Here is a 12598-nt window from a genome sequence, read left to right as displayed (position 1 = left end):
AATCATACATAAAATTGATTTAAAGAGGTAAATGACAGCCTATAATGAGATGACACCATCAACGGTTGCTACTTCCTTATATTTTTCAACCACATGATCTGGGCTTTTCATATTGACAAGAATTGACAAACTGGTGTACTTTCCCTTACTGGATTCTTTTGTGGTAATAACAGCGCCCATGTTGTCAAAAAAGATTTCTATCTCATCAATTTTAGATTGCTGCGATGGCACGATAAATTTGTAAAGATATTTAGATGGCCATAGGCTTGTGTCTGCTAACTGTAATTTGAGCTTTTCGTAGAATTCTTCTGACTTTGGGTCGTTCATAGTTGTAATAAGAAATGCAAATATAATAATTAGGATAGCGCTACTACTAACATGAGATTTCCTTAATTTGTAGTTTATGGAAAATATAAAAAGAATCTTATTGATTGGTGGTCCTGGCTCTGGAAAGACCTCAATCATAAATTCGATTGAAAATGCAGGGTATCAAGTGCATCATGAAATATCAAGGCTGGTTACCAAGCGAGCCCAAGAAAAAGGAATTGAACAATTATTTTTAAAAGATCCAATGGCTTTTAGCAATGAGTTATTAAAAGGTCGTATTGATCAATACAAAAAGGCAACCAAAGGTGTCCACTTCTATGATCGCGGTATTCCAGATGTACCGGCTTATCATAAATTCACAGGTGATGAAATTCCAGAATCTTATGAGCAAGCTTCCAATAAATATAGATATGATTCTGTTTTTTTCCTGCCGCCATGGGAAGAGATATATGAAAGTGATAATGAGCGTTATGAAAGCTTTGATCAAGCTATGACTATAGGCTCCATACTCCTTAAATATTATAAAGACTTAGATTACTATGTTCATGAAGTTCCTAAAGCAAGTGTTGAAGAACGTCTCGAATTTATTTTAAATACCGCTGCCATTGATTGAAAGGTCAACGCAAATATTAAACAGTGTTTTTGGGTATGAGTCCTTTCTACCTTTACAGGAAAAAGTAATCTCAAATGCTCTATCGGGAAATAGCAGCCTAGTATTACTGCCTACAGGCGGCGGGAAATCTCTTTGCTATCAAATACCAGCGTTACAAATGGAAGGTATTTGCATTGTCATTTCACCTTTGGTCGCATTAATTAAAGATCAGGTAGCGCAACTCAAGAAACGCGATATCAAAGCTATAGGCATCACAGGAGCCGTCAGGATCAAAGACCTAGATGATATGCTGGATAACGCCATTCACGCTATTGATGAGAACGGCAAGAATATCTACAAGTTTCTATACATGAGTCCAGAGCGATTGCAGCATCCTCTTGTACAACAACGTATCAAACTGATGAATGTCAACCTAATAGCAGTGGATGAAGCACACTGCATTAGTGAATGGGGTCATGACTTTAGACCGTCATATCGCCATATTGCTACCGTGGCAACATTAAAGCCAGACGCACCTATCATGGCTTTGACTGCTACCGCAACCATTCAAGTACAGCAGGATATTGTAAATAACCTTGAAATACCAGCGGCTGTCGTTTTTAAGAATAGCTTCAAGAGGGAAAATATTACCTACAGAATTCTTGATACTCCAGACAAACGAGTTGCTGTCGCCTCTTTTTACAAAAAATATAACGGTAGCTCTATCGCTTATGTGAGAAGCAGGAAAAACTGTCTGGAATATGCTCATTATTTGCAGCAGCACCAGATCAAATCCAATTATTATCATGGTGGCCTAGATACCAAAAGTCGCGATAGTTCCATGAATGAATGGATGGAAAACAAAAAGCAGGTAATGGTTGCAACTAATGCTTTTGGGATGGGCATTGACAAACCTGATGTGCGCACCATCGTACACTTACAGTTGCCGGACAGTATAGAAAGTTACTATCAAGAAACAGGTCGCTCAGGTCGTGATGGAGCCGCAAGCATTGCACAATTTATCTACAACATCAATGACCTTAATCACGCTCACAACCAATTTATCAAAGCGCTGCCTACAGTCGATTTCGTTAAGAAAATCTATCGAGCCTTGTGCAACCATCTTCAGATTGCACTTCATGAAGGCATGGAAACCCAATACCAATTTTCTTTCTCAGAGTTCTGTAAACATTATAATTTCAATGCGTTATCATGTTACAATGCCCTGCAAATCTTAGATAGATATGACGTTTTAAAGATGCAACAAAGTGGAGAGAGACTGTCGAGTATTCGCTTTCGCGAAAGCGCAAACACCATCATCCACCATACTAAAAACAATCAGGTTTCTGGTAGCGTGATGCAGGCCATTTTGCGTACATACAGTGGTAGCCAGCAGCAGGACATCCATATTAATCTTGGTCTTATTGCAATGCGCAGTAATACGACCGAAAGTCAAGTCATAGAAGTGCTCGAGAAGATGATTCAGCTTGAGGTGATCGATGGGCAACTGGCAAAAGCAGATACACAAGTATTTTTTCTAGTTCCTAGAGAGAATGACCGCACAATCAATCGCTTTGCAGGACTCCTCAAAAGGCAAAATGAGATTAAAAAGAATAAGCTGGATGCAATGATGCAATTGGTTCAAGAACGCGACCTTTGTTTGCAGAATTTCATCCTGACTTACTTTAATGAAACTCCAGGAAAACCCTGTGGTGCATGTTCCAACTGCAGTCCAAGAAAAAAATCCGAGGGACTTACAAATCATCAAATGGTTCTCGATGTATTAGCTACACCATTAAATCTTATGGAACTTCAAGGAAAATTGGGGATTGATCAAACTGAATTGACCAGAATCATAAGAAGCTTTCTTGAACAAAAGACTATTAAAATCACACCGGACAACAAATATCAAATCAATGAGTAAGAATCTCAAAATCGTGTTCTATGGTACACCAGAATTTGCCACTGGTATATTGAAAACTCTTCATTCATCAAGCCATGAAGTAGTTGGCGTGGTGACGGCTCCAGACAAACCGGCTGGTCGCGGTAGGCAACTTCATCAAAGTGACGTAAAAAAATACGCCTTAGAAAACGACCTCCATCTTTTACAACCTACCAACTTAAAATCTGCTGAATTTACAGATGAACTAAAAACATTAAAGGCAGATTTACAAGTAGTAGTAGCTTTCCGAATGTTGCCAGAAGTAGTCTGGTCCATGCCATCGCTGGGTACTTTCAATCTGCATGCAAGTTTGTTACCACAATACCGTGGTGCTGCGCCTATCAATTGGGCGATTATAAATAAGGAAGAACAAACTGGTGTCACCACTTTTTTTATAGATGACAAAATTGATACTGGTGCTATCATTGATCAGATGGCTATACCTATTGATGAAAGAGAAAATGTGGGTAGCCTCTATGTAAAACTAATGGAATTAGGCGCTAACCTTAGTTTAAAAACTGTGAACGATATCGCCAATGGAAACGTAACTACCAGAATCCAAAAAGATGCAGCTAATTTAAAGGATGCACCAAAACTCAACGCCGGTAATACGGTTATCGACTTTTCTAAAAGTGCGACAGCAGTAGATGCGATGGTAAGAGGTTTAAATCCTTTTCCTGTTGCAAAAGCTATGCTTAATGATGGAGAAGATCTGATTATTAAGATTTACCAAACCGAAATTGTTGATAAAACCCATTCCATGGAACCAGGTAGTATTGTGATTGATGACGGAAAATTTTTAGTAGCATGTGGAGAGAATATGCTTGAACTCGTAGAACTACAATTTCCCAATAAAAAAAGAATGAAGTCTGCAGATTTACTTAACGGCTACCAATTTACGGCTGACGCTAGATTTGGCAAGGGCTAGCGATAAACTGATTTACTGACGTATAGTTATTAACAATTGTTCAGGTTTATTAACAATTTTTCTCATTTCTTGCAGTATTCCTTGCGTGCTAGCATATTCCGTATAAATTTGTTTCACGTTTTAGTTTAACCAACATTAATTTAAATTCTATTATGAACAAAACAGATTTAATCGAAGGAATGGCAGAATCTGCTGGCATTTCAAAAGCAGCTGCAAAAAAAGCATTAGAATCTTTTCTAGGTAACGTAGAAAAGTCCCTTAAAAAAGGTGACCGTGTTTCTCTAGTAGGTTTCGGATCATTCTCAGTTTCTAAAAGAGCTGCACGTGAAGGAAGAAACCCACAGACTGGTAAAACCATCAAAATCGCTGCTAAAAAAGTAGTGAAATTCAAAGCAGGAAGCGATTTACAGAAAGCTGTAAACTAATTCCAACTTTTACAACTTAAAGCCCATTCTGCTTTGCAGAATGGGCTTTTTTTATTTTACAAGAAAAAACCATAATGATTTGTTAATAACCTAATTAATTTTATTAAGTTTATTCAGGCTACCAGCATATGAAAACTCTTGCACCCAAACGCGGCAAACTTCTAATCTCAGAACCTAGTATCATTGGTGATGCTTCTTTCTCGAGATCAGTTGTTCTGTTAACGGAATTCAATAGCGAAGGTATCGTTGGGTTTATCATCAATAAACCATTGGATTATACTTTGGATGAGTTGGTGCCAGAGATTCACGAAGAATTCGAGGTGTATGATGGCGGTCCAGTGAGCACTGATAATCTTTATTTTTTACACCGTATTCCAGATCTTATTCCAGATTCCCATCACATTGAAGATGGTATTTATTGGGGTGGAGATTTTCAAACGGTTAGTGCACTCATCAATCAAAACAAGATTGCAAGTAATGAGATCAAATTTTTTCTAGGTTATTCTGGTTGGGAACGTCATCAACTACAAGAAGAATTAGATTCAAAAAGTTGGGTAGTTACAGATAATGAAGATAGCGCTGTAGTGTTGTCAGATGAAATTCACGACATCTGGAAGATCAAAATGCGAGATTTAGGCGATGGCTATGAAATCTGGTCCAACGCTCCAGAAAATCCCAGTTACAATTAATAAGCTCTAATCAAAGAGTTTCTCATTAAAGAAAGTACGCAACTCATCAGCAGCCGCAGTATCATATTCCTTCTTTCTATACTTACTGATAGATTTAATTCCTTGAACCACATTAGTTGAGAACAGCTCATCTGCTCTTTGGAGTTCAAATGGAGTAATACTTTCTTCTACAAAAGAATAATTAAACATTCGCTTTAGTTGTGCAATAACCTGACCTCGCATGATTCCATTCAAACAACCATCTGTGATAGGTGGTGTTTTAATAATATTATCAGATCTTAAGAATAGATTCCCAGATATGCATTCTGCCACCATCTTATTCTGGTTGAGCAATAGCATATCATCATAATCATTTTCCGTCTTATAAATACCTGCAAGAACATTGATCGTTTTAGAGGTAGTTTTGATAGTTCCTAACATTCCCAATGGCAGGAGGTGATCTTTGAATAACTCCACTTCATTGACTGCATTTTTTTGAAATGGTCCGGATAGCGATCGCAATTCCATGCTATAAGAAATTGTTTGATCCTCTGGCGTGTAAAGGCCGCCTTCATTACGCCAGACCGTTATTCTAACTCTACTATGTTTTGAACCTTTATCACTCGATTCGTGCAGCGCTAAGATTTGCTGTTCAAAAAATTCTGGAGTGAAAGTGTTTGGAATTTCCATACGCAAAATGCGCATGCTGGACATCAATCTAAAATAATGTGATTCGTTAAAAATGGCGATTCCTTTATAACAGCGTATGGTTTCAAAAACTCCATCACCATAGTAGGTACCACGATTATTAAAAGCTATTTGAGCTTTTCCTTTTTCTACAAGTCGATCATTAAGTATTACCATAAAAAATGCCCTGAATTTCAGGGCACAAATTTAATCTTTATGAATAGGTCACTATCGTGATCCCAGTACTTTTTTCAATTCACTAATCTGATTTTCCCAGAACATCTTTTGCTCCTCAACTTCATCCTCATCATCGCCAAAATCTGTTATCATTAAGGATACGTCCTTAGTGATCTCGTCAACCTCAATACGAAACTCAAAATACTTCTTTGTATCCTCATCATAATCCCATTGAAATCGTGCGCGCTCCTCACCTATTCTTTTAATGATTTTGGCTTTTTCTTCCTGGCCATCCCATATAAATCTAAAGTACTCACCACGACTGTTTACATTGTCTGCAAACCACTCTGACATTCCAGAAGGTGTGGCAAAATATTGATATAATAAACTTGGAGATACTTGAACGAGAAACTCTAACTCAAATTTGATAGGATCTTGCATTGGTCTTTAACTTTGAGCGGCAATATAACGTAAACCTACTAAGTCGTGAAAATTTATTGAATTAAAATTTTTGATGGATTGAGTTTGGTCGACAATATAAATTAAAGTTATATTTGCAGCCGCTTAAGCCACCAGCGGTTTAGGTGACATGGCGTGGTAGCTCAGCTGGTTAGAGCGCAGCACTCATAATGCTGAGGTCGGCGGATCGTGCCCGCCTCACGCTACGAAAAAACCCTTCAAATTGAAGGGTTTTTTTATTTTCTAGTTGTTCCTCTTTCTAATAAAGAAGTCTTTAGGGTATGTACTCTAGTGACCTTGACATCCTCTAGATTATTTATCAAATTGCGCAATCTGGTAAAGGTTTTATTTCCCATCTCAATGGCATGTTGATCTACCACCGTCATCTTTGGAAAAGAATATTCTGACGTTACTACATTAGAATAACATACAATCTGTAAGTCTTTAGGAATGTTGATTCCCAATTCTTTTGCTTTATTAAGCGCTAAAATTCCAGCCATTTGGTCTAAGGCGATAATGGCATCGATACCATCATATTTCAAGGCATCTTCAAGACGTTCGTCAAGTTGCTTCTCGTTAATATTAGTAATGACATTAAGTAGGACATCATCATATTGAGCCACCTGTCTTCTAATGCCTTCTTCTCGCAACTTACCAACGCTAAGTTTACTGATACCACTGATCATACAAAGTTGCTTATCTCCTTTACCAGCAAGAAACTCTACAACACGTATACCTGATAACAAATCATCGTTGGTGATCTTATCACATTCCAGCTCATCAACGACACGATCAAACATCACCAAAGGAATCTTGCGATCCAGCACTTTTTTAAAGTGGTTGTAGCTGGCAGCTACTTGTGTTTCCTCTGCCACGGCAACAATAAAACCGTCGATACTGTCATTCAAAAGACTTTCAATAAATGAAGCCTCTTTCTCCATGGAGTCATTGGTCAAACAGGTCATGATTTTATAATCATTTTCAGAAGCTATTTGTTCTATCCCAGTCAAAACCTGTGCAAAGAAACCATTCACCACATCAGGAATGACCACGGCGATAATCTTATGAGCTTTGGGATGTTCAACGGTTCCCTTGTAGCCCATTTTTCTGGCGGTATTAACGACTAGTTGTTTAGTCTCTTCACTTATTTCGTGACTATTTTTCAGGGATTTGGAAATGGTCGAGATGGAGAGTCCCAGTTTTTCGGCAAGAAGACTTAAAGTGACTTTATTTTTCTTCACTATAAAAAATTTTAATAAAGGTAAATATTTTGAAATAGATCGTGTTGGAAATATCGCTTTCGCGAAAGCGTAACATCAACCATTCATAATGAACACTAAACCTAATTAGTCGAATACTCAAATTATGTTAGAAAAAAACCTCTCGATAAACAGATTAAAGCACATATATCAACGATAAAAGACAATTAGTTAGCCTAATTACATTTATTACCGTTTAAAGTGTATAGATTAGTGATTGTTATAATCATTTATCATTATGCTGAAATCTACTCTACTTATCACGGTTATCATAAATGCTATAAGTTATTATGCAATAGCAAGCACCACAACATCGATTCAAGAGGTTGGAAGTGCTTCCTTCAATGGAATTACTGACCAGATATTTATAGAGAATGAAGTCCAAATAAACGATAGTTTTTCTATTTCTACATGGATCAATACAAGCAGTGATCAGGTATCTAAAATCCAATCCATAGTATCACAATCTAACGGTAGCAATGGCTGGAGTTTTCAACTAAGCGAGACCAATCGTATACAAGCTTTGTATTTCTCTGACTCTACCACCTTTAAAATTGAAACAAATTCCTTAATAAGTTATGATGTATGGCGTCATGTAAGTCTAGTGTATGATGGCGAGTCATTAAGTATCTATATTGATGGAATTTTAGATACTAGTCAATCCATTAATTTTGAAGCTGAATTACTAGAAACACCTATTGCGATTGGAGCTTTGGCAAAATCAAATCAAACCACAGGTCAACATTTTAAAGGATTCATTGATGAATTTCGCATTTGGAATACGGCTCTAGCCATCGATCATATTAGGTTTTTCATGAATCAGGAACTGATAAATCTGAACAGTAACGTCGCTGGATCCATTCTTCCGTATCCAAATGATTCAAGCGAATCACTTTCATGGGACAATCTTGTCGCTTACTATACTTTTAATAATGGAATAGCGGTCGATAGATCTAATCAACAATTAACCACTATCCAAGATGCCACAAGGTTTGATGCAGTTGATCAAACTGCGCCATTACCTTACACTTCAATCACTAATGGAGATTGGAAGGATCCTGCTACCTGGAATGAAAACCTGGCGATTCATGCTCCCAATTCTACTAGAGTGATTAATGGGGAACAAGTTCTTGTAAACTGGAATATTGTGCAGACTACACATGATATTAAAATCAATAATAGCATTGAAATTTTAAGTTTGGACATTCAAAATCAGACTATTGAAGTTTTAAAAAACCAATCTTTAACTATCACCAACACGCTTAAACTGGATGGAACTCTAGATCTAGTTGGTGAATCTCAGCTCGTTCAAACCATGGGCAGCAAATTGAACTCTGATAGTAAGGGTTTTATAGAAAGAGACCAACAAGGCTCTGGAAACAAATACAATTACAATTACTGGAGTTCACCAGTGAGTTATTCTAAAACAGATCAAGTAAATTCAGGTTTTGACGTGGCGTCTATAATGATGGACGGAACGAACCCTACTGAACCAAAACCACTAAATTTTACAGCAGAAACAAATCCAGATGGCTCACCTGCTACTAATAGCCAGGCTGCCACCGTTTCTCCTAGGTGGATTCATAAATATTCCAACCTTGCTTCAGGAACCTACGCCAACTGGCAATATGTAGGTAATGAAGGAGAGCTTAAAGCCGGTGAGGCCTACTCAATGAAAGGTACTGGCGCTTCTACAGATCAAAATTATACGTTTAAGGGATTACCCAATAATGGGCCTATTGAATTGAACGCTAATGCTGGTAATGATTACCTAATTGGAAATCCTTATCCTAGTGCGATGGATGCCAGACGATTTATAATGGACAATCCGCAACTGGATGGTACTATTTATTATTGGGAACACATGGGCGGTGAGAGTCATAGTACCACAGATTATGTAGGTGGATATTCCATGTACAATCTATCAGGAGGTACTCCTAATGCCACTAAGGGAACAGCAGACGCGTTAGTAAATTCTGATGGAAAGGATATTAAATTACCGGGACGATTTATTCCAGTTGCTCAAGGGTTTTTTGTTATTGTAAAAGATGATGGCGCCATCAAATTTGACAACTCACAGCGAGTGTTTGAAAAGGAAAATAACGGCAATAGCGTGTTTGTATCTGCTCCAGGAAGCACTTATGATGCAGCTCACAGCACTTACTCTCAGGACTCTGATGAGCGTTCCAAAATCAGAATAGGATTCGATTCTCCTAATGAGATCCACAGACAAATTCTACTTACCATAGATCCCAATGCGACAAGAGGAATCGATAGAGGTTATGATGGTTACCAGTTTGATGATCAAGTAGATGATATGGCATTTTGGATGCAAAATGAACGCTTTTCAATTCAGGGAATTGGTGAGGTTACGGGATCTATTGAACTACCACTTTATATAAAACTTAAAGATAACGGAACCATAAAAATAGGTCTGGATCATATTGAGAACCTAGATGATGACCAGCCTGTGTATCTGAAGGATGCTAATACAGGTGTTCTTCATAACTTGAGAGAAAGCAAATTCGAAAGCCCATTTTTGTTTAAGGGCCAATACAAGGCTAGATTTTCAATAGTCTTCCACGGTAAATCTACTTTAAGTAATGACACTGTTGAAAGTCAGGAAAACATTTTAGTTTTCACGCCTCAGGCCACTGATGCTATTCACATCTCAACGCCTGATACTATTGTGCTAGATCAAGTTTCATTGACTAACATGTTGGGGCAACAGGTAAAAAACTGGGAAGTAAATGACAGCAAGGAAATCGTTCTATCCCGCAATGGTATAGCGAGCGGTAACTACATCGTCACTATGAAAAGCGCTGGTACCGATTACCACCGTAAGGTGATGTTGCGATAATTATTTTTTGAACTTGTTGATCAGCTCATCAGCCGTGAGCTGGTTTTGCTCACCAGTTTTCATATTCTTCAACGTCAATTTACCAGATTCAATCTCATCTTCACCAGCAAGAATTACAAAAGGGATATCGTTTTTGTCCGCATAGGTCATTTGCTTTTTCATCTTTCCGCTATCTGGATATAGCTCTGTTTTTATTTCGCTTTCGCGAAAGCGGAACATCAATTTCAAACAGTAACTAGCTTCAACCTCTCCAAAATTAATAAACAACACCTGCACGCCAACCTTTACCGTATCTGGAAAAAGACCTAATTCTTCCATGACGAGGTAGATGCGATCCAAACCAAAACTGATCCCAACGCCGCTCATATCCTGCATTCCAAAAATACCAGTCAAATCATCATAACGACCGCCGCCACTGATACTACCCATGTTGACACCATCTGGTGCCGCAACTTCAAAGATGCATCCGGTGTAGTAATTCAAACCTCGTGCAAGCGTGATATCCAGATCTAAATGAGTTGTCTTCAACTCCAGACCAGTAAGGTTCTCTTTAATGAATTCTAGTTCCTTGATACCCTGCATTCCTATATCAGAAGAGAAAAGCAAGTTTTTCATCTGGATTATTTTTTCTTCAAACGTTCCTTCTAGAGAAAAAACGGGCTGTAATTTTTCAATGGCTTGATGATCTATGCCTTTATCCAGCATTTCCTGCTTGACTTTATCTGCACCTATTTTGTCCAGCTTATCTAGGGCAACTGTAAAATCTATCAGCTTGTCCTCTGCTCCTATCATTTGAGCAATTCCCGCAAGAATTTTACGGTTATTGATTTTGATGGTACAGCCTTTCAAACCAAGATCTGTATAAGCATCATCAAATAACTTGATGAATTCCACTTCTTGCAATAAAGAGTCGGTTCCAACCACATCTGCATCACATTGAGTAAACTCTCTGAACCTTCCTTTCTGCGGCCGGTCTGCACGCCATACATTTTGAACTTGATACCTCTTGAAAGGAAATGCAATTTCGTTCTGGTGTTGAACCACATAACGTGCAAAAGGAACGGTCAAGTCATAGCGTAAGGCCCGATCGCTTATTTGAGATGTTATCGCTGTTTCATCTCTTGAATCCAGAGCATTTTCATCTACTTTACTTAAATACTGACCGTTATTGAGAATCTTAAATATCAAACGATCACCTTCTTCTCCATATTTCCCAAGTAATGTGTCAGAGTTTTCAAAACTAGGCGTCTCGATAGGCATAAAACCATATAGCTGAAAATGCTTCTTAATGGTTTCAATGATGTATTCCCTGCGAGATACTTCGGTTGGATTAAAATCTCTGGTTCCTTTGGGTATGGAAGGTTTTTGTGTCATGAATTTTTGTAAGGCTGCAAATATAGGAATTGACTGGCAGTACGAGCCAAACCCATCTTGATCTTCAAACATTTTACTAGTTCCTTAACGGTAGAAACAATGCTTAGAAAATATCTTTAAATAAAAACTAAGAAAAATGAAAGATTTAAAAGGAAAAGTAGCCGTTATTACAGGTGGCGCTGGTGAGATAGGATTTGCAACAGCTCAAACATTAATGAGCTATGGAGCCAAAGTGGTTTTGGTTGATTTAGAAGAAGATGCTCTCAAAAAAAGAATTAAGAAAGCAGACAGCGATCATATCGATTACGTAGTTGCTGATGTCACAGATGAAAAGCAAGTAGAAAGATATTTTAAGGAAGCCAAAAAGAAATTCGGTGCCATTGATATATTCCACAACAATGCGGGAATTGAAGGTCCAGTCGCAAAAATGCCAGATTTTGATCTCAAGGAATTTGAAAAAGTGATGGCCGTGAACGTCACGGGAGTTTTTCTGGGAATGAAATATGCGCCAGCTTATATGAATGATGGCGGCAGTATCATTATATCAAGTTCGGTAGCTGGATTACAGGGAACCGCTGGAATGGTCGCTTATGTAACTAGCAAACATGCGGTCATAGGAATTATGAGAACGGCTGCGCTCGAACTTGCACCACGTAAAATTAGAGTTAATACCATCCATCCAGGAGTTATCGATAGCAGAATGATGAATCAGATTGAAAGCGGCCTAGGTGATGATGCAGCAGCTGTAAAAAAAGACTTTGAACAGCAAGTCCCTTTGAAAAGATATGGAACGGAGCAAGAGATGTCAAAACTGGTGGCTTTTCTAGCTAGCGATATGAGCAGCTACACTACAGGTTCTACTTATGTGGCAGATGGTGGTATTTCCTTATAAAAATCAGT

The 12598-nt window shown here is 38.1% G+C and carries 12 protein-coding genes and 1 tRNA gene; 8 read left to right on the top strand and 5 right to left on the bottom strand.

Annotated elements, in window-relative coordinates; translation table 11 throughout:
- Positions 1 to 39 precede the first annotated feature (39 nt).
- Positions 40 to 327, bottom strand: a complete 288-nt coding sequence (locus BLO34_RS03540) for a DUF493 family protein (protein ID WP_090752631.1) — start codon at positions 325 to 327, stop codon at positions 40 to 42.
- Positions 328 to 403: 76 nt separating this feature from the next.
- Between BLO34_RS03540 and BLO34_RS03535 the strand changes: the two genes are divergently transcribed.
- The 5 genes from BLO34_RS03535 to BLO34_RS03515 all read left to right on the top strand — a co-directional run bounded on the left by BLO34_RS03535 (position 404) and on the right by BLO34_RS03515 (position 4903).
- A complete protein-coding gene (locus BLO34_RS03535) occupies positions 404 to 940 on the top strand; it encodes an AAA family ATPase (protein WP_090752630.1) in 537 nt (178 codons plus the stop codon).
- Entirely contained in the window at positions 933 to 2843 is a 1911-nt protein-coding gene (locus BLO34_RS03530) for an ATP-dependent DNA helicase RecQ (RefSeq protein ID WP_090752628.1), read from the top strand. The genes BLO34_RS03535 and BLO34_RS03530 overlap by 8 nt, the downstream gene beginning before the upstream one ends.
- A complete protein-coding gene (gene fmt, locus BLO34_RS03525) occupies positions 2836 to 3789 on the top strand; it encodes a methionyl-tRNA formyltransferase (protein WP_090752627.1) in 954 nt (317 codons plus the stop codon). Before BLO34_RS03530 ends, fmt begins: the two co-directional genes overlap by 8 nt.
- Positions 3790 to 3941: 152 nt before the next feature.
- Positions 3942 to 4214 (top strand): HU family DNA-binding protein, encoded by a 273-nt coding sequence (locus tag BLO34_RS03520; RefSeq protein WP_041496960.1) that lies wholly within the window; start codon positions 3942 to 3944, stop codon positions 4212 to 4214.
- Positions 4215 to 4342: 128 nt separating this feature from the next.
- Entirely contained in the window at positions 4343 to 4903 is a 561-nt protein-coding gene (locus BLO34_RS03515) for a YqgE/AlgH family protein (RefSeq protein ID WP_090752625.1), read from the top strand.
- 6 nt (positions 4904 to 4909) lie between these two features.
- Here the strand turns inward: BLO34_RS03515 and BLO34_RS03510 are convergent, their stop codons facing one another.
- The gene (locus tag BLO34_RS03510) at positions 4910 to 5746 is read right to left on the bottom strand and encodes an aminotransferase class IV (RefSeq protein ID WP_090752624.1); all 837 of its coding nucleotides are present in this window, start codon (positions 5744 to 5746) and stop codon (positions 4910 to 4912) included.
- Between the two features lie 51 nt (positions 5747 to 5797).
- Positions 5798 to 6187 carry an START-like domain-containing protein gene (locus BLO34_RS03505; protein ID WP_090752622.1) on the bottom strand — a complete coding sequence of 130 codons (390 nt, stop codon included), beginning with the start codon at positions 6185 to 6187 and terminating at the stop codon, positions 5798 to 5800.
- A 150-nt stretch (positions 6188 to 6337) separates the two neighbouring features.
- On the opposite strand from BLO34_RS03505, the gene BLO34_RS03500 reads away from it, so the two are divergent.
- Positions 6338 to 6411 (top strand) — tRNA-Met (locus BLO34_RS03500).
- Between the two features lie 30 nt (positions 6412 to 6441).
- Here the strand turns inward: BLO34_RS03500 and BLO34_RS03495 are convergent.
- On the bottom strand, positions 6442 to 7446 hold the full coding sequence (locus BLO34_RS03495) for a LacI family DNA-binding transcriptional regulator (protein WP_090752621.1): 1005 nt from the start codon (positions 7444 to 7446) through the stop codon (positions 6442 to 6444).
- Positions 7447 to 7702: 256 nt separating this feature from the next.
- On the opposite strand from BLO34_RS03495, the gene BLO34_RS03490 reads away from it, so the two are divergent.
- On the top strand, positions 7703 to 10324 hold the full coding sequence (locus BLO34_RS03490; RefSeq protein WP_090752619.1) for a LamG-like jellyroll fold domain-containing protein: 2622 nt from the start codon (positions 7703 to 7705) through the stop codon (positions 10322 to 10324).
- On the opposite strand, the gene hisS is transcribed toward BLO34_RS03490, so the two are convergent.
- A complete protein-coding gene (gene hisS / locus BLO34_RS03485; RefSeq protein ID WP_090756410.1) occupies positions 10325 to 11698 on the bottom strand; it encodes a histidine--tRNA ligase in 1374 nt (457 codons plus the stop codon).
- A 136-nt stretch (positions 11699 to 11834) separates the two neighbouring features.
- On the opposite strand from hisS, the gene BLO34_RS03480 reads away from it, so the two are divergent.
- Positions 11835 to 12590, top strand: a complete 756-nt coding sequence (locus BLO34_RS03480) for an SDR family NAD(P)-dependent oxidoreductase (protein ID WP_090752617.1) — start codon at positions 11835 to 11837, stop codon at positions 12588 to 12590.
- Positions 12591 to 12598: the final 8 nt, after the last annotated feature.

Source organism: Nonlabens sp. Hel1_33_55 (assembly GCF_900101765.1).
GTDB lineage: Bacteria > Bacteroidota > Bacteroidia > Flavobacteriales > Flavobacteriaceae > Nonlabens.
This window is presented reverse-complemented; position numbering and strand designations above follow the sequence as displayed.